Below are 25,218 nucleotides of genomic sequence, written 5' to 3' on the forward strand. Positions count from 1 at the left end.
ACATGACGATACGCTATTCGAAACATCGTGCTTCTCTTTTTGTATAAATACAGGCAATGGGGTAAGGAATATTTTCTGTATTTTAACCTATTGCTTGAAAAATAAAATGAGACCATTTATCCGATTGTTGTATGTGCTAATTATTGTTCTTGTTGCGTTGTTACAAGGGACAGGGCAACCTTCCTATCTGTTTCATCATTTGAGTACGGAAGAGGGGCTTTCGAACAGCAATGTCAGAACAATTTTGAAAGACAGTTATGGGTTTTTATGGATAGGTACCGAGTCCGGGTTAAACCGCTATGACGGTTATGGGTTTAAAGTATATACCGAAAACCCGGATGGCGACAACACATTATTGCCAAACGATATCCTTGGGCTACAAGAAGATGGGCTGGGTAACATCTGGATAAACAGTGTTTACGGCTACACTGCATACAACCGGAAAAAAGACAGTTTTGTCACTGATATTGTCAAATTGCTGCAAGGCCTGGGCATGCAGGTAGATCGTAACTACAAGGTATATGTTGACAAAAAACAAGACTTATGGGTATTGAGCGGTCAACGGGCATTTTTCTACGATACCAGCAAAAAAGCATTGAAAGTTTTTGGGATAAAAGTACCTGTAGGTGAAATAGTAACTACAGAACTGAGTGATGATGGGGAATGTTTGTATGGCCTGTTGAAGTCAGGAATTCTGTGGCAGATAAATAAATTCACAGGGGAGCAGACTTTCATTGATTTGCATGAATATTTTAAACCCGAAATCCTTGACCAATACACCCAGATATACGTAGATAGCCGAAGTGGAATTTGGTTGTATTCCTGGAAAACCGATGAGATTATTTACAGGGAGAAAACAACACCGGAGTGGAAAATATTGGTGTTGAGTTCTTCGGTTAAAATCCAGAGCAATGGCGTATTGGATATCGTGGATGATGGAAACGGACGTGTGTGGATAGGAACTGACCATAAGGGATTGTTTATCTTCGACAGGGCCAATGAAAGCATGATTAATCTGTTGCACGATCCGGGAGCGAATTCTTCGATTGCATCAAACAATGTTAGTTGCCTGTTTATGGACAACAACGGGATTATCTGGATGGGGCACAACAAAAAAGGAATTTCATTTTATCATGACAGCTTTGATAAGTTTATAAACATTGTACATCCTGAATGTAAAGATATCAGTACAATATTTGAGGACCGGCAAGGAAATGTCTGGTTAGGCACTGATGGCAATGGATTGTTTCTGGCTGAAAATATACGAAAAGGTGAAATTAGAAAACTGCCCATGCCCAATCATGCGATTGTCTCTTTACTGGAAGACCGGAAAGGCAGGATTTGGATTGGAACATACCTGAGCGGTCTGTTTTGTTATGAAAATGGACATTTTCGCCATTATACTAAAGAAAATAGCAAACTGGCTTCCAACGATATCTGGAATTTAACGGAAGATCGGTACGGAAACCTCTGGATCGGTTCTCTCGGGGGTGGCATTCAATGTCTTCGATCGGATAAGGAAAGTTTTGATTCTCTTATTCATGTTAGTGAAGAAGTGAAACATCCATTATCAGTACATTATGATGGCAACGACAAATTATACGTCGGTACCGTTTTTGGACTCTATCTGATTGACATTACTACAGGTAACCAAACCATGTATATGGGGAATTTTCAGTGGGACCAACAGTACAAACAACTTTTGATAGGCAGTGTATATAAAGACGAGAAAGATAATATATGGCTGGGACACTCAACGGGAATGACCTTATGGGACATAAAGAAAGATACGCTCTATTACCTTGACAAAGAGAGTGGTCTGTGTGACAATATCGTCCGGGGTATTACGGAGGACAGTAATGGTAAAATATGGGTAACAACCAGCAACGGCTTATCTGTTTTTTCAACCGAGCGTGATATTCATGGCTCGATGAATATTACCAACAGAAATTTTTCTACCAAAGACGGACTTAAGTCCAATTATTTTAACAATCATTCTATTTGCCAACTTCAAAATGGCGATATTCTTTTAGGAGGAACAGAGGGATATACCATCGTCAATCCGAATAAACTGGCGGAAAAGGACCAACGTCCTGCCAAGGTAATCTTTACCGGCTTGAGTTTGGCCAATAATGAGATTCGGGTAGATTCCCTTTACAACGGGGTAAAGTTGTTAGAGCATTCTATGGAATATACGTCAAAATTAACGTTTAGCTATAACGATAAGCTGATCGCGTTACATTTCGCTACCGGAGATTTGCTGAATGCTGACAAAGTGAGATATGCTTACAGGATGGATGGCTTCAACGATCAATGGCTTCCAACGCAGGAGAACAAAATTGTATTTTCTTCATTAAACCCGGGCAGCTACAAGCTTTTTATTAAAGCCTGCAACAGTGATGGGGTCTGGAACGACGAAGCGGTTGTTTTGGATATTACTGTTACGCCGCCTTTCTATTTGTCAAATTGGGCAATAACATTCTACATTTTCTTTGTTATTGGCCTTGTCATTTTTATTATTTATCGTACCCGAAAACATCACCATGCCAAGCTCGAACGGCAACGGGGGCAATTAAAGCGCGAACAGGAAGCAAAACTTATCGAGATGAAATTAAGGTTCTTTACCAATATAAGTCACGATTTACGCACGCCACTTACGCTTATCCTCACTCCTTTGCAAACGATATTAAGTGGCGTATTGGACGATGGTTTGCGCAAAAAACTTAACACGGTAAACAAAAATGCTGAACAATTGCTCCAATTGATCAATACGTTGCTTGACTTTCGCAAATTGGATGTGGGTGCCGAAACTTTGCGATTGCAGGCGGGCGATTTTGTGCATTTCATCAGAGAGTTATGTCATCCTTTTCAGGCTTATGCTATCGACCGTCACATGAAATTTACTTTTTCAACCGAAATGGAAATGCTGTCGATGCAATTCGATCCGGATAAAGTACAGAAAATAATCCTGAACCTGCTTTCCAACGCCTTTAAATATACTCCGGATGGTGGAAGTATTAAAATCCGTATTTATCAAGAGGGTGATCGAGTATGTGTCAGCGTGTCGGATACAGGTCAGGGTATTAGTAATGCGGACAAGGAACATATTTTTGAACGGTTCTATCAGGCCTCTCAGAAGCAAGAGAAAACCGGTAGCGGGATCGGCTTGCACATTGTAAGTGAATACGCCCGCATGCATGGAGGAGCTGTTATGGTTACGGATAACGAGCCGCAAGGCAGTGTGTTTACCCTTAAGCTCCCGGTTCAGGAAGTCGGCATTACTGAAGAATTTCCCCCCGAAACGGTACAGTACGAAGAGCCATTCGAACAAGATGGAGATCAGCGCCTTCCCGCAAAGCCTGTCTTGTTGCTGGTTGATGACAACAGGGACTTTTGTGAGTTTATGGCCGATAGCCTGTCGGATGAATACGCCGTATTGTTGGCCTATAATGGGCAGGAAGCCGCGGAACAACTCAGGAAAAACGACGTTAACATTGTTGTAAGTGATGTGATGATGCCCGTTATGAGCGGAACAGAACTTTGCGCTCGGATAAAAAACAACATCGAGTGGTCGCATATCCCGGTGATCTTACTGACTGCCCGTACCGCGGAAGAATACCAGCTTGAAGGTTTGGAATTAGGTGCAGATGACTATCTCACCAAACCTTTCAATTTTAGTTTGCTAAAACTGCGCATTCGTAAGTTCCTGGAATGGACAGAAAAGTGCCACATCTCGTTTAGCCAAAAAATGGATGTTTCCCCGGGTGAAATCACGATCACCCCATTAGATGAGAAACTAATTGAAAAAGCGATCAATGTAGTGGAAGAACATATTAGCGACACGGAATTTTCAGTTGAGGAACTCGGGGCCGCAGTAGGCCTAAGCAGGAGCCACTTATATAAAAAACTGATGAGCATTACAGGCAAAGGCCCGGCCGAGTTTATCCGTACCATTCGGCTTAAACGCGGAAGGCAGCTCTTAGGGAAAAGTCAGTTGCAAATAGCTGAAATTGCGTATGCTGTTGGATTTAACTCACCCAAAAGGTTTTCTATCAATTTTAAGAATGAGTTTGGCATTTCGCCATCAGATTATCTTCGTGGCCAGGAAAATAAGACGGGGACAGATACTGATACTCCACAGTGAACACGATGACCTTTTTTATGGTTGTAAATCTGACTAATTTTAGTGTGTTGAATGAACCAATTACTTAAGAATAGAGAATTACAATTATTTGCTAAAATGAAATTGGGGAGTATAGAGTCGTTTAACTATTTCTTCGATTACTATTACTCCGGGTTATGCCTTTATGCCAACGCGTATATTCGGGATATGAGCGCTTCTGAAGAATTGGTGCAGGATGTGTTTGTACGTTTTTGGGAAAAACGACGGAATATCGAAATAGAAAGCTCAGTCCGGTTTTATTTGTTCAAAACAGTGTACAATCAATGTTTAAACCTGCTGAAACATAAAAAAGTTGAACAGAAATACAGACAACAAAAAATCTCCCATGCCGAAAACCTGTACGAGGAGCAATGGAGCTTGTTTAATGAGTCAGAGCTTCGTCAGGTTTTAGACCAGGCAATTTCAAAATTACCCGAAAGGTGCCGGGAGGTTTTTGAGCTGAGCCGGTTTGAAAATCTGAAAAATAAAGAAATTGCCGAAAAACTTGGGATAACGGAAAAGACCGTTGAGAACCAAATCACCAAAGCATTAAAAATTTTAAGAAAAGAATTGAAGGATTTCCTGCCTTTGTTCCTGATGTATATGTCCTAATCAAGAGTACCTGACTCCACCTTTTTTCAAATTAATTAAAAAAATACTTGCCGGCATGGGGGGTAGCTAAAAGTTAGTTGTCTGTTATTACGAAATGCAGTCAATATGAATAGTGAATATCCCTCGATAGAAAAACTAACTGATTATCTGAATGGAGGATTGTCCATTGAAGAATCTGAGGAAATAAGAGCCTGGTTCGATCAATCAGCCGAGAGAAAAAAAGAATTGGACCACCTGGAAATTATCTGGGGGTTAGCTGAACGGCTGAACCGAATGGAGCAAATAGACAAACAAAAGGCAAAGAAGAAAATAGATTCCCGAATAACCCCTGCTAAAGATCAATGGAAGGTTTTCATACACTATTTTCAGAAAGCAGCGGCAGTTCTCATTTTACCAATCTTGTTGTTAGGTGCCTATCTGTTTTTTCAAAACGGAAATATCCGGTTATCAGAACAGGAATTTGTTGCGGCATACGGAACCCGTTCCGAACTAGTCCTTCCCGATGGCTCTAAAGTTTGGTTAAATTCAGGAAGTAAGCTAAAATACGGGCAGGATTTTAACTTGGATAATCGGAGAGTGTTTTTAACCGGTGAGGCTTTCTTTGAAATTTCGGCTAATAAATCTAAACCTTTTGATGTGGTTACAGGACAGTTTACCGTAAGGGCTGTAGGAACGGAGTTTAATGTTTTCTCGTATGAAGAGAATGAGTTCGAGACTTCACTGGAGGAGGGGCAAACCGAAGTATTCCTGTCGGGTACCAATGATCCTGATGACTCGAAGCTGAAGATGAGGCCAGGTCAACGGGTTGTATTTGATAAACACGAGGAAAGATTGGTCCTTTCAGAGGTGGATGTGAGCCAGTTCTCATCGTGGAGAGATGGGAAATTATCCTTCAAAAATACGCCTGTAAGCGAGGTGATTACGAAAATGGAAAGATGGTTTAATGTTGATATTGAATTAAAAGACACTGAATTATTGAACTACCGTTATACCGCTGTTTTTGAAAATGAGACTGTGTTGCAGGCATTGGAAATGCTCAGCTTCTCCTCTCCCATAAAGTACAAAATAGTTCCTGGCGAAAAGCGACAGGACGGTACCCATGCAAAAAGTAAAATTGAAATCAGTATTCGAAATTAAATCTGCAATTATCTAAAAACATCTTGAAGCCTATGACGAATCACTAAAACTAAGACTAAAAAAAGCAGGAAAGTGTTGGCCCACAATCCTGCTGTAATTTAATCCTTGTTTCCTGATCGTTCAAAAAAAGGAAACAAATACTTATTAATCAAATCAGTTCAAATTTATGGAAAAAAAGTTAATTCTCGCAGGGAGACGAAAATCCCCCGCGATTAAACAATGGATGTTAGTTATGAAGATAACAGTCTTTCTTATCGTCTTTTGTGTTGCTTCGGCGATGGCCGGTAATGGTCATTCCCAGGAAGCAAAGCTCACCGTTCAACTGAGGAATGCAACTCTCGGTGAAATTCTCAATAATATTGAGGACAACACCAATTATTACTTCATGTATAATAATGAGTTGATCGATCTCTCAAAAAAGGTGGACATTGATGTGCAGAACAAATCTCTGGAGGAAGTTCTAACCATGTTGTTTGAGGAAACAGGGATCAAATATAAGATTTACAATCGGCAGGTTGTTTTGTCCCCAACAACTGGAAAAGATACCGATTTTTCTTCCCTGCAGCAGGTACAGAATGTTTCCGGCAAGGTTACCGATTCTTCGGGCGAACCGCTCCCCGGCGTAACGGTTGTTTTAAAAGGCACTACCCAGGGAACAATCACCGATCTGAACGGAAATTACTCACTTCCGAACATCCCCGGGGATGGCGTTTTGGTGTTTTCATTTGTGGGGATGAAAATGACTGAAGTACCAGTTGCAGGTCAGAGTTCAATTGATGTTACCATGCAGGAAGAAGCCATCGGGCTTGAAGAGGTTGTCGCTGTTGGCTATGGGGTCCAAAAGAAAAAATTGGTGACCGGTGCTACTACTCAAGTGAAGGGTGAGGAATTGGCCAAAATGAATACGACAAGCCCATTGCAGGCTTTACAGGGAAAAACTCCCGGCGTGAATATTTCATCTACTTCCGGCCAGCCGGGGGCAGCTATGAAAGTAACTGTTCGTGGTTTAGGTACCATTGGAAATTCACAACCATTGTATATTATTGATGGGGTTGAAGGTGATATTACTACTTTGAATTTATCGGATATTGAATCTATTGATGTTCTAAAAGACGCAGCTTCTGCTGCTATTTATGGTTCGCAGGCAGCAAACGGTGTTATCTTGGTCACAACCAAACAAGGTGGAAAAGGTAAAGGACAAGTTTCGTTTGACGCTTATTATGGCGTTCAGAATGTTGAGCGTAAAGTTCCGTTGTTGAATGCACAGGAATATAAAATGATCATGGACGAACAACAGATTAACTCTGGTCTCGATCCGTTCGATTGGGCAACAAAGGGGGATCTCGCCGATACAGACTGGATGGGACAAATGATAAAAGATAATGCAAAGACCCAAAATTACTCTCTTAATATTAATGGTGGTTCAGATGTTTCAACTTATGCAATGTCATTAAGCTATACTTCACAGGAAGGTGTTGTTGGCGGTTCAGCAGTTTCGAACTATGAACGATACGGATTTCGATTGAATACAGAGCACAAAGTATATAAAGACGTACTCACAGTCGGTGAACATCTGAACTTAAATTTTATTGACAATATAGGTATCAGCGACGGAAATATTTGGGGTAACTCATTGCGTGGCGCTTTTAATGTTTCCCCGTTAGCGCCGGTATATAGTGACAATAATATTTATGACAGTCCTTATAACGATACAAGCAATTCGTTATGGAGTAAGACGGAAGGTAACCCCTATGCATCGATGATGACAAACTATAGTCTGAATAGGAACCAAAAGCTTTTAGGCGATATTTACGCGGAACTTCAACCGGTTAAGAATTTGAGAATAAAATCGATTTTCGGGGTCAATTACAAATCGGGTAATTACCGAAGTTTTAAGCCATTATATCAATTCTCAATTTATTCGTATAATAATGATCATGAGACTGTTAGCCAGAATATGAACAGCGGGCTTACGCTAACCTGGACAAATACTGTTGGTTATGATTTTAAAATAAATGACGATCATGCATTCAATGCATTAGTCGGGACAGAGGCTGTAAAATATGATGGTGTAAGTATGTCGGGCAGTAACTGGAACCTTGTACCGCAGCTGGATGATTTTGAACATGCCTATTTGGATAATGCAACAGGAAAAGCTTATCTAGATACTGACGGAACAACTGTTGTAGAAACACGTTCAGTTGGAGGAAGCCCGGATGTGGAATATCGTCGCCTTTCTTATTTTGGAAGGTTAGGATATAACTACAAGGAAAAATATATATTGAATGCAACATTGAGGGCAGACGGTTCTTCAAAATTTGCTACGGGTAACCACTGGGGATATTTCCCGTCAGTTTCTGCCGGGTGGACAGTTAGCGACGAGTCTTTTATGGCTTCAACAAGTTCCTGGCTCAATCAGTTAAAATTGCGTGCAAGTTGGGGACAAGTTGGTAACCAGAACATCCCTGATTTCAGATATGCTTCGTTGATTAGTACTTCAACAGCGGTTAGTGGTAGCAATCCGGCTGCTTTTTACGTTTTTGGTAATGCAGGGGTAAATACAGCCGGTGCTTATCAAGGGAAGTTATCAAACCAAAAACTGAAGTGGGAAACATCGGAACAGACTGACTTTGGTTTTGATTCCCGCCTTTTGAAGGGGCGTTTGGCAGTAAGCGGGGATTTCTATATTAAATCCACAAAGGATTGGTTGGTACAAGCGCCTGTGCCGGCAACTGCCGGTGCAGAGGCTCCATGGATTAATGGTGGTAGTGTGAAAAACAAGGGAGTTGAACTGTCTGTTAACTGGACCGATCATATTGGTGAATTTAGATACAACCTTGGCGTAAATGGCGCATACAATAAGAATATTGTAGGTGTAATTCCAACATCTGATGGAATGATTCATGGACAGACCAACATGCTTTATGCTAACTCCGAAGAGTTTTATCGTGCAGAAGAAGGACATGCCATTGGCTATTTCTGGGGTTATCAAACCGATGGACTTTTCCAGAATGAAGAGGATATTGCAGCCTGGAGAGCTGCCGGAAAAGGAATTTTGCAGTCTGAAGTTATGGCAGGTGATGTGAAATTTGTTGACCAGAATATGGATGGCGTTATTAATACAGAAGATAAAGTCGATTTAGGTAACGGTATGCCTAAAGTAACAGGTGGTTTTAATATGGGCTTTCAGTATAAAAACTTTGACTTTAGCATGAATGCCACTTTTGCAATGGGGAATAAAATTGTACAATCGTATGGTCAAACCGGGCAACAGTCAAATTATACGACCGCAATTTTGCAGCGCTGGACTGGGGAAGGTACTTCAAACCGTATTCCACGTGTAACTGTAAATAACATTAACTGGGTTTTCTCTGATTTGTATGTACACGACGGGGATTATTTGCGAATAAGCAATATTAACCTGGGCTATGACTTTTCAAAACTCATTAATTTAAGAATGGTCAGCCAGTGCCGTTTATATTGTTCTGTACAGAATGCGTTTACATTTACCAAGTACAATGGTATGGATCCGGAGATTGGATATGGTGTGGAATCTTGGGTTTCCGGTGTTGATTTAGGATACTATCCCCGTCCCAGAACGGTAATGGTTGGAGTTAATCTTAAATTCTAAAAAAAATTAAACGAAAATTATTATGAAGAGATTAAAATTAAATATACTGCTTGCGGGGGTAATGGCCCTGGGCCTTCTTCCGTCATGTTCAGACAGCTTTTTGGATGTGGAGCCTAAAACCCAGCTTCTGGACGCAAACTTTTTCAAAACACAGGCTGACGCTGAAATGGCATTGGTGGGGTGTTACGATGGTTACCAGCTAACAAGCTCAGGTTTCCCGATTTACCTGGTTTCTGAAGTGGCCTCTGATGAATGCTTTGGTGGTACCGGGGCTAACGACGGCAGAGGTTACCAGGTAATTGACCGAATTGATAAAAGTCAATCGCCGGCAGATGTCGACATTTTTAATAATACCTGGATTCAGTATTATAAAAGTATTTTCCGTTGTAACAGACTGTTGCAAAAACTTCCCGATGTCGCAAAATGGGATTCCGGCGATGCTTCAACGGATTCCATTGCAAAGAACCGTATTGCAGGTGAAGCACGTTTCTTACGTGGATTAATGTACTTTGACCTGGTCCGTCTTTTTGAAAGGGTTCCGCTGCTGACAGTACCTACTACTGAATATGTGCCACAGGCAGATCCTTTTGATACTTATAAACAGATCGTTGAGGATCTGAAATTTGCCGTAGCAAATATCCCTGCTGATGCATATCCAAAAGCCCAGGCCGCAACCAATGATGGGCGTGCTACCCGTTATGCAGCCGAAGCATTATTGGCCCGTGTTTACCTTTTTTATACCGGATACTACGGTAAAGATGATCTTGGGGTAACCAAACAAGAAGTGTTGGCCGGGCTTGAAGATGTCATTTCAAGCAACGAATTCGAGCTTGTTCCTGATTATAAAAAGCTGTGGCCTGCCGCAAGTTATGTTCCCAATGTTGAGGATAATACGTTGGATAAATCGGCTTATGCAGGTAAAGGCAACATCGAAGTTGTATTCTCTCAAAAATTCAACGGTACATCAGATTGGAATGGTATGGTCGATGGAAATGGCTGGCTTGTGATGATGGGAATGCGCGGCACAAACTTCTCTCCTTACGGAAAAGGCTGGGGCGCTTGTACCGTAAACCCGCAATTGGTTAATGCTTATGCTTCCGGCGATACCCGTCGTACTGCTTCGATTATCGACCTGGTTGGCGAAGATATCGAAAGTTCTTTCAATATTGACGATCAACGTTCGTACACCGGATACACCGTTAAGAAATATACTCCTACCGTGCTTCCGGATAATAAAACGTTCGATTTAGGCGGTATCAAAGATTTCCAGATTTCGCAGGATCAGGACTACGTTCAAATCCGTTATGCCGATGTACTGCTTATGGCAGCTGAACTTGGTTCGCCAAGCGCTTTGGAGTACTTCAATGCCGTTCACACCCGCGCGGGCTTAGATGCGGTAGCTTCAGTTTCCTTGAGTGATATCATGACGGAACGCAAATTTGAGTTTGCTTTCGAAGGTATCCGGTATTGGGATTTGTTGCGTACCGGGATTGATAATGCAGCCACTGCAATTGCTGCTGCTGCTCAGGATGTTAAGAGTGGCGGTGTTACTGAAAATATCACGTATGACGTGAATGAAATTAAAGCCACCAGAGGGTTTATGCAGATTCCGAATACTCAGATAACGCTTTCGAACGGAACGTTGACTCAAAATTCAGGATGGTAAAAATTAAACTTTAAATGATGATTGTTATGAACAAGATATTAAAACTATTTTCGAGATTGGCTTTGGTGTCAATTGTGTTCGCAGCATGTACGCCTGATGAATATGAGTTGCAGGCACCATTGGCTAAAAGCGAAGTGAAGTTCTCGGTGACGGCGGATCCGCAAAATCCCAATAAACTTTATCTGAAAAGCGAGACCCCAAATGCCCAGCCCTATTGGGTAACCCCGGTCGGTACATCCATTAAATTGAATGAGACCATCGTTATCCCTTTTGGAGGCGATTACACAATTACTTACAGTGTTGAGACTGCCGGAGGTATTGTAACTGCTGATCCTTATACGTTTACTATAACTACGGTAGATGAAGATTATGTAAGTGATCCGATGTGGACTTATCTTACCGGTGGTATCGGCCAATCGAAAACCTGGGTTATGGATTTGGATGCTAACGGTGTAAGTAAGTATTTTACAAGTCCATTTTACTTTGGTGGTACCGGATGGGAATGGGATCCAAATTTTTCAGATATTGGCTGGTCTGGAGTTAGTGCCGGTGATTATGGAACTATGACTTTTGATTTGATTGGGAACGCGAATTTTACCTGTGACAATAAAATGTTCCCTGATTTATCAGGCACCGGTAAGTTTATGTTGTATCCGGGTACGAGCGAGTTGATAACTTACGGCGCACAGGTTATCCACGACAAAGCGCAAGGTGGTGGTGTCGCAAACTGGAATGCAAGAATGACAATCAAAAGTCTTGATGCGGATCACATGCAATTGATTGCGAAGAAAGACCCGAACAATTGGTTAATCTATAACTATATCACAAAGGATTATTACGATTCTCATTAATGTACTTTAGTAGAACTCCTTTTTACTAGTACTATATCCCCCGGGACAAAGCGTTTCCGGGGGATATTTTTTTATCGATCGCTCCCTTTCTTTTTTCCCGCAGGACCTTAACACGAAACTAGTCCCCAAACAAGCGGGAGAAGCGCGTTCTAAGGGGCATTTTCTCATCTGTAAAAATGACCACCAATGACCACCAATGACAAAAAGTTCTAACTCTAACCTTACTGACACTCCTGTTGGTGGCTCCCGAGATCATGTCTGGTTTTCCCGTGACGATGTTGGGCTTAAACCGCTGCTGACTGCTTCGGAAAACACATAGATACCCCCAATGCAATACATGGCGAACCCCCTGCCTTAAATATTGACATTACTTTTGATCGTCTGTAAAAGCCTGATTGACTATGGACTCTAATTTTTTAAACTAATCTATTCATTATGAAATTAAAATCGCGTATACGCATTAAATGGCTGCATGGAGGACTAAGGTGCCTTCTGGCCATAGTGCTGATGAACTTTATTGTGTTGCCCGGTTACGGGCAGAAGGTCCCCATCTCGGGGACGGTTAAATCCGGTTCCGACGGGAGTTCCCTTATTGGTGTTACAATTCGGTTGAAAGGTACAGCCACGGGCACAGTAACCAATGCGCAGGGAACTTATTCACTTGAAGCGGAAAACGGGCAAACGCTTGTTTTTTCGTATATCGGCTTTGAAAGTCAAGAGGTTGAGATTGGAGAAAAAAAAGTGATCAATGTTACCCTAATGGAAGACACAAAGTCTGTTGATGAAGTGGTGGTTATTGGTTACGGTTCGGTAAAACGAAAAGATGTTACCGGTTCGGTATCATCTGTTAAGGCCGAAGACATCAGCCGATCTCAGCCGGTAACCGTTGAACAATCCCTCCAGGGAAGGATACCGGGTATGGTGGTAATGCAGTCGTCCGGGCAGCCGGGTGGCGGAGTTTCCGTGCAAATCCGCGGGGTAACCGGTTTCGGTGGAACCGGTCCGTTGTATGTATTGGACGGGGTGGAACTTCAGGGCATTGCTTCCATTGGAGGCGGAACGAACCCCCTGGCCGGGATAAACCCATCGGATATTGAATCGGTTGACGTGTTGAAAGACGCTTCGGCCACAGCGATTTATGGTGCAAAAGGTACCGATGGCGTCATCATTATTACAACAAAAAGGGGCAGGATAGCGCCGCCAAAAATCTCCTATGAATTTACAACCGGCATTCAACAGTTAACGAAGAAACTTCCGGTGATGAACCTGCGGGAATTCGCAACCTTTGTAAACGAGCGGAATGCCGGTATTGGCTGGGGCTTCGATACCCGGCCCGAGTTGGCTAATCCCGAATATTTGGGCGAGGGTACCGATTGGCAGGACGAACTTTTCCGGAACGCACCTACCTCAACACACACCCTTACCGTGAGTGGTGGCGATACCCGGACCCAATACCTGTTGTCGGGGGCATACCAAAACGAGGAAGGGATTGCCCTGGGATCTAAGTTTGAGCGGCTTTCCTTCCGCTTAAACCTGGATAATAAAACGACGGAGTGGTTAAAAATCGGGACCAACCTGCAGCTTGTGAACATTGATGAGAACATCAACAGCACCACCTCCAGCGTAATCCGCGCTGCATTGGAGCAAACTCCCAACATCGCCGTGCAGAATGCTGATGGCAGTTGGGGAGGATCCGCCAGTACGGTTGGCTGGGTACAACGGCTGGTGAACCCTTACGCGATAGCGAAAATTAATACGGACAAGGCAAACCGGAAACAGGTTTTCGGTTCCCTTTATGCTGAGGTTACCTTTGCCAAAGGCTTGGTGTTGCGAAACGAAGCTTCCGGTAATTTCACCATTGCTACCCACGATGTGTTTCGTCCAACTTACACCATGGGGAACCTGGTAAGATTGACGAATGATGGTTCTTCCCAGTTCAATCAGGGCATGTATACCTCATTAAAGAATTACTTGACTTATTCCCACCTGTTTGCCAATAAGTACAGTTTAACTGCCATGGCAGGGCATGAGTCGTCATTGGACAAATCGGAAATGTTAAGCGCAGAGCGCAGTAATTTTGCATCAAATAATGTGACGGTAGTTAGTGGCGGCGACCCTACTACGGCAAAAAATGCGGGAACGAAAGGACATAATTCCAACGAAGCGTACTTTGGCCGTTTAAACCTGGGAATCAACGATAAATACTTGCTTACCGGTAACATTCGCGAGGATGGCGCTTCCATATATGCAGAAGATAATCGTTGGATTTTGTCTTATTCGGGAGCTTTGGCCTGGAAAATAAATAATGAGGGCTTTTTAAAAGGCGCGAAAGGCGTGAATGAACTGAAACTGCGTTTGGGCTATGGCTTGACAAACAGACAAGCTGGCCGGGCCTATGCATACACGTCAACACTGGCCACAGTCCCTACTGGTGTCAGTACCATATCACAGCTTACCCAGAATATGGCCAGCCCGGATTTGGAATGGGAACAAACCAAAAGTTCCAATATTGGTCTTGACGGAACATTCTTTAACTGGCGGTTGAACTTTTCGGTCGATTTTTACCTAAAGGAAACAGATGGCCTGGCTATGCAGACTTCGCTGCCGATGTACTCGGGAACTGCTGTCGGTTGGAGTCCCGGCAAGCTGGATGCCCCGTGGGTAAACGTGGGATCAATGGAAAACAAAGGGTTTGATTTCAGGATCAGTTCCACCAATATTAAAGGAAGGAATTTTACCTGGAAAACAGACCTGACCGTGTCGCGAAATTTCAACAAGGTCTTAAAACTCAATGCTGACGGGGCCCCGATCATGGGGCAATACAGTAAAACGGTTGTTGGAAGATCGATCGGTGATTTTTATGGTTATATTGTTGAAGGCGTGTTTGCCAACGCGGTTGATGTTTTTGGCGACGAAGCAAAAGGTATTGAGCCTCACGCCCGGCCAGTAAAGAACGACGAAATATTGGATTTCGCGAACGCTTCAGGAAGTATTTGGTATGGCGACCTCATGTTTAAAGATATTAATGGCGACGGTGCTATTGACGAAAATGACCAAACCTATCTTGGATCCCCAATCCCCAAGGTGCAACTGGGGTTAAACAATGCATTCACCTATAAGAATTTTGATTTGAATGTGTTTTTCAATGCAAGCATTGGCAATAAAGTATTTAACCAGTTGCGCGTTACTGCCGAGAATCCGATCTCGAGTTACGGTTATTTCCGGTCGTTAAGTAATTATGCCAGACTTGCGTTAATTGATCCCGAGGGCTCGGATACTGACCCTTACAATGTCATTGTTACTAACCCGGACACGGATATTCCGGGGGTCCGGAATGACCAGACAAACGGTAATTTGAGGTTCTCTGACAAATTTATCGAAGACGGGTCTTTCGTGAGATGTAAGAACATTTCATTGGGATATACCTTTTCCGAGAACCTGCTGAGAAGATTGTCCATCCATTCCTTGCGGGTTTACGCCAATGTGACCAACGCATTTATCATTACGAAGTACTCGGGCATGGACCCGGAAGTCGGATCGTGGGACCCGATCAATGCTGGTATTGACAACGGTTACTACCCTCAGGCACGGAGGTTTACATTTGGATTAAACGTAACATTATCGAAATAAAAAACTAATGATATGAAACTGAAATCAAAAATATTATATCTGGCGCTTGCTGTTGCCGGGTTATTCACATCCTGCAGTGAGGACTTTCTGGATCGTCCCCCACTGTCGGAGATCAGTTCGGAGAACTTTTATCAAACCTTTTCTGATTTGAAGTTGGCAACCGCAGCCCTGTATGCTGGTTCGCCCTGGGCAGAATGGACCTATAGCAGCTATTTGACCATAGGCGACGTGATGAGCGGGAATATGGTACTTGGGTGGAACGATGACGCTATTCAGCTCAATACATTCTCGGTAACCGGATTAAACGGCGCGGTAATCGCAAACTGGAGAAGCATGTACAAGGTCATTGCACATTGTAATACCACTATTAAAGCGATCAATGAAAAGACGCCCGAATCGGTTCCGGAAGCAGAAAAGAACGCAGCCCTTGCCGAAGCAAGATTTATCCGTGGCTATGCCTATTACAACCTGGCCTTGTTATGGGGTGATGTTCCGATCATCGAAGACAATACCGAACTGATCAGTTCTCCGTTGGTTCCCAGACATCAGGTAAACGATGTTTTCCGGTTTGTTGCCGAAGACCTGACATTTGCCGTTAATCATCTGCCCGCCGCGTTTGGTTCAGCCTGGGAACGCGGAAGGGTCACTACCTGGTCGGCTCAAGGTTTGTTGGCCAAAGTTTATTTGTCGTGGTCGGGCCTGAACCCGCAAAATGGCGGACAACGCGACCAGGAACTTTTAGACATCGCGAAATTATTGGCGGGCAGTGTTTGTAAAAACAGCGGCCTGGAATTGATAGAAAATTATGCCGATCTGTTCAAAACAGAGAATAATTACAATGAGGAAGCCTTGTTTGCACTGCGGTGGGACCCCAGTGTTGGTGGGTGGCTTGCTGGGAATATGCTGCAGATCTACTCTTCCGGTGGCCCTGAAATTTCTGCTGAAGGAGCGGCCGGTTGGTTTGGTATTCGGCCTACTTACGATATGTACCTCCAGTACTCAGAGGATGATTCTGTCAGGCGCAAAGCAACCTTCATGCTCAAGGACGATTATTACCCAGAGTTAAACGCTGCCGGAGGCGGGTTTACCTACACCGGAGATTCCGGTATAAAGAAACACGTCATTGGCACCAAGAAGGACAACAACGTTCCAATCATGACGTTGACTTCTTCTGCCGAACACAATGCCCTGTTGCGGCTTGCCGACGTGTACCTGGTGTATGCCGAAGCGATACTTGGCAACAATGCATCAACCTCGGATGCCGATGCGCTGATGTACTTTAATAAAGTCCGTACCCGGGCAGGGCTTGATCCGGTAACTTCGATTGATGCTGATATCTTGCTTAAAGAAAGACGGATCGAGCTGGCTGCCGAAAGTCAGTACTGGGCTGATTTGGTAAGCCTTTCTTACTACAATCCCTCAAAGGCTATCGGTATTTTGAATGGAGGAGCCGGACGACGGGTTACCTTCACGTATAACGCTGGTGTTGCAACGCCAGGGGATCCGTTTGGCGTGATTACGCCGGCGACGGTCAATTCGTTCAGGCTCCCGATACCATCGTCTGAAATAACGGCCAACCCAAAATTATTAGATGCGCCGGTACCTTATTTTTGATTAAATTAAAAAGATACAATTATGAAAAAGATATTATTCAATCGAATTCATTTTTTTGTCCTTTCTTGCTTGGTGCTTGTTGTTATGCAATTAAGCTCTTGTAAAGAAGAGGTTCAGGACGCCGCCCCGGTTATCACAGCCGTGCGTAATTATGCTCCCGCACCTGATGATACGTTAGTAACAGGTATCAACCCGGGACAATGGATTGTAATTCACGGATCCAATCTAGCAGGCGCTGTTGGCATAAGTTTTAACGGCATGGCCGCTGATATACTACCAGAACTGTTTTCGGACAACACCGCTGTTGTACAAGTTCCGGATGCGGTACCATTTTTCAATGTTGCTCCCGATGTGTTGAATACGATAGATTACGTGACCACGGCAGGCTCAACAGTTTATCGATTTGATGTAATTCCGTTGCCGGTTGCCATCACAGGCAATTCGTTGCTCGCACGCAATGTGGTGGGAGATTCGATTTTTGTTTATGGTACTAATTTGTTCTTAGTTGAAAACCTAACCATAGCAGATGTAGAGATAGCGCCGCTAAAAACCGTGAGCGATGGTAGTTCTATCGGATTTGTATTTCCGGTTATTGATGCACCACAACCTTGGGAAGCAGTGGTTGTGGCGAAATCAGGCACTTATACGTTTACGATTTCTGTTGAACCGAAAATTTTGGCTGTCTCTAATGCAAATCCGGCAGAGGGTGATTCGGTAAAAGTGTATGGCATAAATTTGAACGGCGTTTCCAGCGTTAGTTTTGGCGGTGCCTCTATTACGGATTACACCGAAGATCCTGATGGTTTTTATGTTGCTTTTAAAGCGCCTAACCAGTGGAGTTACGCAAGCGGTCCGCTAAGCATTGAGGCTACTTATGGCACGGCTACCACTCCTTATCCAGTTAATACTCAAAATGGGGTTACTGAAGGTCTCTTAGCCAATGTGGAGTGGGGAGACTATTTTAGCTGGGGATGGTGGGGAGATGTTTCCCTTACTGTGAATAATGTTGCAAGTAGTGGTGGTTGGATGACTGTAAGGTCTGATTTTGATGGAACCTTCGGAACAAACAACTCTATGTTTTTGTCGTTTAATACACCTGTATTGGATGGTGGCGCTAGTAAGTACTGCCCCTTAGGTGGTAATATTAACCAATGGGTACCTGAAGCGAATACTACAGATCCTGTTGAAAATTGGGCGCTTCAATTTGAATTAAGTGTGGCTCATCCCTGGAATGGAGGTACGCTTTATTTTAAAACCGAGTTTGCAGGCGAAAGCTATGTAGCCCGTTACGAACCCTGGAAAATTTCTGCTACAAAAACAGTTGATTATGAAACAGACGGTTGGCAAACCGTAACCCTCCCTCTTACTTTATTCAGGCAAAAAGACGCAAACGGCGAGTTAGGATTAGGAGAGCCGCTTGCAAGTTTAAAAATGTTGTTAGGGTCTTCTGGTAACACAAAATATGATCTTACTCTTAAAAATTTCAGTGGTACACCAACTAAAACGGGTTTTTATGGCGCTATTGATAATATAAGGGTAGTAAAAATCAAATAGCATTGTGGATATAACGCAAATAGCAGTTTTATAGCGATCGAATATGACCTACGGGGTGCAATGAAAATTGAATTACCCCGTAGGTGTTAAAAATCAAATTATTATAGTATGAAAAACAGATTTTATCATAAAGCATTGTTTTTTCTCAGTGCACTTGTGCTACTGTTCTCTTGTAAAGATACGGAGACCGTAGATCCTGTACTGACTGTTTCCGAGAAGGAAATTACCATTGTGGCAGAAGGCGGGGAGGCAACGATAACCGTAGACTGTAACGACGAGTGGAATGTCAATAATTCAGCCGCCTGGTTACAGGTGGACTTCACTTCCGGTAGTAGTGGTACCGCTACCATTACAATCACAACAGCGGTTAACAACACCGGGGCCAACCGCTCGGTTATATTGCATATTAACTCGTCAAACGGCCAGTCCCGCCGGGTTAAGGTTATACAGGCGGCTTTAATATACCCAATCTACAACTTAACGCCCAAAGAACCCGATGCTACCGGTATGAGCAGTACTGCAATGGAGCTCGCGGCCAAAATGGGATTGGGCTGGAACATCGGCAACACCATGGAAGCTCCCGGAGGAGAAACGGGTTGGGGCAACCCTGCCATTACCGAAGATTATATTAAGTTTGTAAAACAGCAAGGGTTTAACGCTATCCGCCTCCCGGTTGCATGGGATTGGAATTGGGATAAGGATTATTATGGGGATAATTACCATATTGAAGATCGCGCGAAAGCCCGTATTAAAACCGAATGGCTTGACCGCGTAAAAGAAGTGGTTGGCTACTGTGTGGACAATGACATGTACGTTTTGCTCAACATCCACTGGGATGGCGGATGGCTGGAGAACAACTGCGTCCCGGCAAAAATGGATTCGGTTAATGCTAAACAAAAAGCCTACTGGGAGCAAATTGCCACCGCTTTGCGCGATTTTGATGAGCACCTGATGTTTGCCAGCGCCAACGAACCGAATGCAAGTAACGCCGAGCAAATGGAAGTTTTGCTGTCGTATCATCAGACCTTTGTAAACGCGGTTCGCTCCACCGGTGGACGAAACACCTACAGGTCGCTCGTTATCCAAGGGTCGCATCAGTACCTTGACGCGAGCAAGTTCCCTACGGACCCAACCCCTAATCGCCTGATGTATGAAGAGCACAACTATACCCCGTCACAATTCACTTTTCTCAGCGAAGATGTAAGCTGGGGCAATATGGTTTACTACTGGGGAGAGGGGCATCATTCCACCATTGAGCCCGACCGGAACCCAACCTATGGAGAAGAGGCTGCCCACATTGAATTTTTCCAAAAAATGAAGAGTGAGTTTATTGATAAAGGTATTCCCGTGCTGATGGGAGAGTATGGCGCTTACCGGCGAAATAACAGCGAACATGTTCCCTTGGACCTGGAAACACACGAGGCTTCGGTTGACTATTGGACAACTTTTGTGACCAAACAGGCCATAGCCCATGGTGTGATACCCTTCTGGTGGGATACCGGCGGCGCTTTGGACCGAACCAACTTAACGGTAAAAGACCAACGGACAATAGATGCCATTATGGCAGCTATTGCGGAATAGCTATCCGGCAAATATTTTTGGTTGTACCTTTGCCAGGTATTACTGGGAATGCTTTAATGAATAAAGGTGCTGGCTGGAATTAAAAAGCTGGAAAAAAATTGGCATTTTGAGTAGAGAAAGAGAGTTTGCCGCCGGGTTTCCCGTTGGCAAACTTTTTACTATTTGGTCAATATTCTGATTCGTAACGATTTAAAACTGTGATAATGAATTTGATGAGAATAACTATTTTTTTTGCATGTATGATCTGCTTTTCTATTGCAGGCGCCGCTCAAGGATATCAAAACCCCGTGATCCCGGGTTTTCATCCCGATCCAAGTGTCTGCAAAGCAGGCGATGACTTTTATTTGGTGACCAGTAGTTTTGAGTACTTTCCGGGTGTGCCAATTTTTCACAGTAAGGATTTGGTAAACTGGGAGCAAATCGGGCACTGTTTGACGCGTCCGTCACAATTAGAATTAGAGAAAACCAGGCCTTCGGGTGGCATTTACGCACCGACGATCCGTTATCATGACGGTACATTTTATATGATTACAACAAACGTATCGGATAAAGGCAACTTTATTGTTCATACAGATGATCCCGCAGGCGAATGGTCGGACCCTGTTTGGTTAAAGCAGGGGGGGATTGACCCTTCCTTATATTTTGAAGGCGACAAATGTTACCTCACCTCTAATCCCGGTAATTGTATCTACTTGTCGGAGATTAACCCGATGACGGGTGAACAACTTTCCGAAAGCAGGGCCATTTGGACGGGTACCGGGGGCCGCTATCCTGAGGCCCCGCATATTTACAAAAAGGACGGCTGGTATTACCTGCTGATTTCGGAAGGTGGGACCGAGTATGGACACAAAGTAACGATTGCGCGGAGCAAAAATATTGACGGGCCGTACGAATCGAATCCTGCCAATCCCATTTTAACACACATGAATGTAAATGCTCAAAATAACCCAATCCAGGGCACCGGGCATGCCGATCTCGTTCAGGCCAACGACGGTTCCTGGTGGATCGTGTTCCTCGCTTTTCGTCCGCAGTCCGGGCTTCACCACATGCTGGGCCGGGAAACTTTTCTGGCCCCGGTAAGATGGGACAAGAACGCGTGGCCGGTTGTAAATGGCGATGGAACGGTTGATTTAAACATGGATGTTCCCACGTTGCCGTTGCAGCCATTCCCGCAGGTATCTTACAACACCGAATTCGATGAAGATAAATTGGGGTTTGAATGGAATTATTTAAGAAACCCAAAAAGCGAAAATTATTCATTAAGCGCAAGAAAAGGCTATTTACGCTTAAAGGCAACGCCAGTATCGCTGGACGATCTTGATTCGCCGACTTTTGTTGGCCGCAGGCAGGAGCACATCGACTTAACCGCTACTGTGAAAATGGATCTTTTCGATGCACAAAAAGGAGACGAATCAGGCATCACTGTATTTATGAACAACGAATCCCATTATGACCTGTTTTTAAAGCAAACCGCTACCGGGAAACGTGTATTGGTTTTACGCTACCGTTTGGGGGCATTGTCCCATACCGCTTGTGAGGTCGTAATGCCAAAAGGCAACGTATATCTGCAGGTTCATGGCGATAAAGATTATTATTCATTTGCATATTCGACTGACGGTAAGAATTTCGAAACTTTGGACAAAGTAAATGTACGTTACATCAGTTCTGAAACGGTAGGCGGGTTTACCGGGATTTACCTGGGACTGTATGCAACTTCGGCCAGTAAAACCTCAAAGGCCTATGCCGACTTCGACAAGTTTGTGTATGTGCCCAATGAGTCAGGCCAATAGTGATATTGTGAGACCGGGAGAAAGATCAAGGACAACTACGAAAGAGAAAAGAAACAGCGATTCATAAAAGGGCTGGGAGAAAAATATCGTTTGACCAAAGATGAAAATACGGAAACATTATTCATGAAAAAGCATGGTAAATACCGTTTCTTTTCCAGGCGTTGACTTGACTCTTAAACTGCCGCCATGCAGACGCATGATTTGACGGGAAAGACTGAGCCCAATGCCCGACCCGTGTTCGCGCGTGGTGAAAAACGGGACAAAAATCTCATCGATCAGGTCTTGCGGGATGCCGGGGCCATTGTCTTTCACCGATATTTCAACCTGGCCCTTTCGGTTTTGGAAGGCTGTCAGTTCTATCTCGGCCGGATCGATTTCTCCCAGTGCCTCTTCCGAATTTTTTACCAAATTGATCAATACCTGCGACACCAATTTCTCATCGGCCAGGACTTTTAGTTCGGAATTTTCTGTCTTCACCGAAAACCTGATGTGGCCATCAGGTAAGTTAGCTTTGCGGAGCAGGATTATTTTTTCAAGCAAGTCATTTACCGGTATTAGTGTTTTGTTTGGTTTTGGCAGCCGGGTCAGTTGCCGGTACGATTCAACAAAACTGATCAGTCCTTTTCCTTGTTCACGGATTACGGTGAGTCCGCGAATCGTATTTTGGATCATCTTCTCATTTACCTCGTCTGTTGAAATCGGAACGCCGTCTCTTTGATAGTAATTGCTAAGGCTTTCCGATAACGATGTTACAGGGGCAATGGAGTTCATGATCTCGTGGGTCAGCACCCGGATGAGCTTCAACCACGAATCCAGTTCCTTTTCGTCCAGCTCCTGGTTGATGTCCTGCACCGAGAGCAGGGTTAGCTGCTCGTTTTGGCTGATAAACGGACTTGCTTTGATCAGTAAGGTTGTAGGCCCCCGGCTTCCGGTGAAACTAATCAGTTTTTGCTCGTGTTGCTGGACTTTCTTAAATGCGCTGACCAGTTTTTCATCAATTTTTTCCAACTGCTTGAGGTGGGTGAATTGCTCCATCCCGAATAATCTTTTCAGGCTGCTATTGGCATGTAACACAAATCCTTTTTCATTACAGGTAAAAATACCAGTGCCCACATGCTCAATCAATGCCCTGAAATACTGCTCCTGCCGGTGGGTTTCTATTTTTATTTGTTGAATGTACTGGTTTACCTGGCTCAGTTTCTTATTCAGTTCGTAGATGATCTTGTCGTTTCTTTTGGATGGGAAAGCCTGGCTAAAATCTTCATTTTTGATTGCCTCAAAAAAGTAGTTGATTCGTTCATTAACCTGGTTTTGATAACGAAGAAGATTGCTGATCTGGAAAATCAGCAGAACACCAAAACTGATACTGAAAATAAGGGACACACTTGCAAATACCGACCAGCCCAATCCAAATGCAACAATTGCAATTAGCAGTATCCGGCAAAAAATATTGAAAAGGAATGAATATCTCATCAAAGGCCGAATTTTTTCATTTTATTATATAGCGTTTGCCGGGTAATGCCGAGTTGGTCGGCAGCAGCGCTTACGTTGCCCGGGGTTTTCTCCAAGGCAAGCATGATCAGTCGTTTCTCCATTTCTTCCAGTTTCAGGGTGTCATTCTCTGTTTTATTCCCGCTAACCGGACGCAAAAAGAAATCATCAGCTTTCAGCACGTTGTTTTCGCTTAAAATGACCGCTTTCTCGATACTGTGCTCCAACTCGCGGATATTTCCCGGCCAGTTGTATTTCAGCAGTTTTTCCTGGGCCTGGTTGTTGAACTTTAGCGATGGTTTATCGTATTTGTAAGCATATTTTTTCAGAAAGAAATCTGCCAGTACCAGGATGTCGTTTCCCCGTTCGCGCAATGGCGGGATTTCAATCTGGATCGTGTTGATCCGGTACAGCAAGTCTTCGCGGAATAAGCCTTTTTCAACCAGCTCCGAGAGATTTTTGTTGGTGGCACAAATTAGCCGGATGTCAACCGGGATAGGCTGGTTGGAGCCAATGCGGGTGATTTCGCGGTTTTGCAGGGCGGCCAGCAATTTGGCCTGAAGGTGAAAGGACAGATTGCCGATCTCGTCTAAAAAAAGTGTGCCTTTGTTGGCCACTTCAAATTTCCCGGCGCGGTTTTCCCGGGCATCGGTAAAGGCACCTTTCACATGGCCAAACAGCTCGCTTTCGAACAGCGATTCACTCACGGCCCCCATATCAACACTCACCATCATCTCGCTGCTTCGGTTCGACAAACGGTGAATTTCCCTGGCAACCAGTTCTTTCCCTGTCCCGTTTTCGCCGGTTATCAGGATGTTGGTGTCGGTTTTGGCAACCTTTCGCACGATGGATAAAACCTGCATCAGCTCGGGCGATGATCCGATGATGAACTTTTCATCCTGATTGATCACTTTCTTGAGTTCTTTCTCCCTTAATTTCAAGTTTTTTACCTCCTGGCGTGACATGCTTAGTTGGATGGCCGATTTTACCGTTGCCAACATTTTTGAATTTTCCCATGGTTTCAACACAAAATCGGTAGCGCCTGATTTCAACGCTTTTACCGCCAGTTCAACATCTCCGTAAGCAGTAATCAGCACAACCGAAATTTCCGGGTGGTTTTCTTTAATCTGCTGAAGCCAATATATTCCTTCGTTTCCGGTATTGACACCGGCCTTAAAATTCATATCCAGCAGTACCAAATGATAAGGCGCCTTGCGAAGTTCACTGATTAACAGGTTTGGATTGGATAAACATTCTACTTTGTCGAACTCGGGCGAAAGCAAGATTTCAAGCGCACTCAGTACACTTTTGTTGTCGTCAACTACCAGGATGTTTCCTTTGGGCATTTTTATTTCAAAATTAGCGAGAGCGTGATTCAGAGTCAATGAAGTGTCAATTTTTTTTACGATTTTTTGCCAATTATTTTTACATGTTTTCTGGTTTTGGTTTTTAATGTGCATATATTCAGCTTGTTATTGTTCTGGCAAAGGGTTGGTATA

The 25,218-nt window shown here is 43.8% G+C and carries 13 protein-coding genes; 11 read left to right on the plus strand and 2 right to left on the minus strand.

Translation table 11 applies throughout. The features are described from left to right. Positions 1–106 precede the first annotated feature (106 nt). From N2K84_RS17160 to N2K84_RS17210, 11 genes are all read left to right on the plus strand, one after another. Positions 107–4,144 carry a hybrid sensor histidine kinase/response regulator gene (locus N2K84_RS17160; RefSeq protein WP_282593062.1) on the plus strand — a complete coding sequence of 1,346 codons (4,038 nt, stop codon included), beginning with the start codon at positions 107–109 and terminating at the stop codon, positions 4,142–4,144. Positions 4,145–4,240: 96 nt separating this feature from the next. Continuing rightward, entirely contained in the window at positions 4,241–4,774 is a 534-nt protein-coding gene (locus N2K84_RS17165) for an RNA polymerase sigma-70 factor (RefSeq protein WP_282593063.1), read from the plus strand. A gap of 105 nt (positions 4,775–4,879) precedes the next feature. Next, positions 4,880–5,911: a FecR family protein gene (locus N2K84_RS17170; RefSeq protein ID WP_282593064.1), complete on the plus strand. Its 1,032-nt coding sequence runs from the start codon at positions 4,880–4,882 to the stop codon at positions 5,909–5,911. Between the two features lie 166 nt (positions 5,912–6,077). Next, on the plus strand, positions 6,078–9,542 hold the full coding sequence (locus tag N2K84_RS17175; protein ID WP_282593065.1) for a TonB-dependent receptor: 3,465 nt from the start codon (positions 6,078–6,080) through the stop codon (positions 9,540–9,542). A 22-nt stretch (positions 9,543–9,564) separates the two neighbouring features. Next, the gene (locus tag N2K84_RS17180) at positions 9,565–11,208 is read left to right on the plus strand and encodes a RagB/SusD family nutrient uptake outer membrane protein (RefSeq protein WP_282593066.1); all 1,644 of its coding nucleotides are present in this window, start codon (positions 9,565–9,567) and stop codon (positions 11,206–11,208) included. 26 nt (positions 11,209–11,234) lie between these two features. Then, positions 11,235–12,059 (plus strand): hypothetical protein, encoded by an 825-nt coding sequence (locus N2K84_RS17185; RefSeq protein ID WP_282593067.1) that lies wholly within the window; start codon positions 11,235–11,237, stop codon positions 12,057–12,059. Between the two features lie 435 nt (positions 12,060–12,494). After that, positions 12,495–15,689 carry a SusC/RagA family TonB-linked outer membrane protein gene (locus N2K84_RS17190; protein WP_282593068.1) on the plus strand — a complete coding sequence of 1,065 codons (3,195 nt, stop codon included), beginning with the start codon at positions 12,495–12,497 and terminating at the stop codon, positions 15,687–15,689. A 12-nt stretch (positions 15,690–15,701) separates the two neighbouring features. After that, on the plus strand, positions 15,702–17,303 hold the full coding sequence (locus tag N2K84_RS17195; protein ID WP_282593069.1) for a RagB/SusD family nutrient uptake outer membrane protein: 1,602 nt from the start codon (positions 15,702–15,704) through the stop codon (positions 17,301–17,303). A gap of 21 nt (positions 17,304–17,324) precedes the next feature. After that, entirely contained in the window at positions 17,325–18,857 is a 1,533-nt protein-coding gene (locus N2K84_RS17200) for a glycan-binding surface protein (protein ID WP_282593070.1), read from the plus strand. Positions 18,858–18,965: 108 nt separating this feature from the next. Then, entirely contained in the window at positions 18,966–20,438 is a 1,473-nt protein-coding gene (locus N2K84_RS17205; protein WP_282593071.1) for a cellulase family glycosylhydrolase, read from the plus strand. 203 nt (positions 20,439–20,641) lie between these two features. After that, positions 20,642–22,228, plus strand: coding sequence for a glycoside hydrolase family 43 protein (locus tag N2K84_RS17210; RefSeq protein ID WP_282593072.1), 1,587 nt, complete (start codon positions 20,642–20,644; stop codon positions 22,226–22,228). A 117-nt stretch (positions 22,229–22,345) separates the two neighbouring features. On the opposite strand, the gene N2K84_RS17215 is transcribed toward N2K84_RS17210, so the two are convergent. Both N2K84_RS17215 and N2K84_RS17220 read right to left on the minus strand, forming a co-directional pair. Beyond that, complete coding sequence (locus N2K84_RS17215; RefSeq protein ID WP_282593073.1) at positions 22,346–23,701, minus strand: sensor histidine kinase; 1,356 nt, start codon at positions 23,699–23,701, stop codon at positions 22,346–22,348. Next, complete coding sequence (locus tag N2K84_RS17220; protein WP_282593074.1) at positions 23,701–25,065, minus strand: sigma-54-dependent transcriptional regulator; 1,365 nt, start codon at positions 25,063–25,065, stop codon at positions 23,701–23,703. Before N2K84_RS17220 ends, N2K84_RS17215 begins: the two co-directional genes overlap by 1 nt. Positions 25,066–25,218 lie beyond the last annotated feature (153 nt).

This window comes from Gaoshiqia sediminis, from assembly GCF_025907915.1.
Taxonomy (GTDB): domain Bacteria; phylum Bacteroidota; class Bacteroidia; order Bacteroidales; family Prolixibacteraceae; genus Gaoshiqia; species Gaoshiqia sediminis.

What these genes read in the sequence shown, in the direction of transcription:
- N2K84_RS17160 (WP_282593062.1), top strand. Translation starts at nt 107, where the DNA reads ATGAGACCATTTATCCGATTGTTGTATGTGCTAATTATTGTTCTTGTT.
- N2K84_RS17165 (WP_282593063.1), top strand. Translation starts at nt 4,241, where the DNA reads ATGAAATTGGGGAGTATAGAGTCGTTTAACTATTTCTTCGATTACTAT.
- N2K84_RS17170 (WP_282593064.1), top strand. Translation starts at nt 4,880, where the DNA reads ATGAATAGTGAATATCCCTCGATAGAAAAACTAACTGATTATCTGAAT.
- N2K84_RS17175 (WP_282593065.1), top strand. Translation starts at nt 6,078, where the DNA reads ATGGAAAAAAAGTTAATTCTCGCAGGGAGACGAAAATCCCCCGCGATT.
- N2K84_RS17180 (WP_282593066.1), top strand. Translation starts at nt 9,565, where the DNA reads ATGAAGAGATTAAAATTAAATATACTGCTTGCGGGGGTAATGGCCCTG.
- N2K84_RS17185 (WP_282593067.1), top strand. Translation starts at nt 11,235, where the DNA reads ATGAACAAGATATTAAAACTATTTTCGAGATTGGCTTTGGTGTCAATT.
- N2K84_RS17190 (WP_282593068.1), top strand. Translation starts at nt 12,495, where the DNA reads ATGAAATTAAAATCGCGTATACGCATTAAATGGCTGCATGGAGGACTA.
- N2K84_RS17195 (WP_282593069.1), top strand. Translation starts at nt 15,702, where the DNA reads ATGAAACTGAAATCAAAAATATTATATCTGGCGCTTGCTGTTGCCGGG.
- N2K84_RS17200 (WP_282593070.1), top strand. Translation starts at nt 17,325, where the DNA reads ATGAAAAAGATATTATTCAATCGAATTCATTTTTTTGTCCTTTCTTGC.
- N2K84_RS17205 (WP_282593071.1), top strand. Translation starts at nt 18,966, where the DNA reads ATGAAAAACAGATTTTATCATAAAGCATTGTTTTTTCTCAGTGCACTT.
- N2K84_RS17210 (WP_282593072.1), top strand. Translation starts at nt 20,642, where the DNA reads ATGAATTTGATGAGAATAACTATTTTTTTTGCATGTATGATCTGCTTT.
- N2K84_RS17215 (WP_282593073.1), bottom strand. Translation starts at nt 23,701, where the DNA reads ATGAGATATTCATTCCTTTTCAATATTTTTTGCCGGATACTGCTAATT.
- N2K84_RS17220 (WP_282593074.1), bottom strand. Translation starts at nt 25,065, where the DNA reads ATGCCCAAAGGAAACATCCTGGTAGTTGACGACAACAAAAGTGTACTG.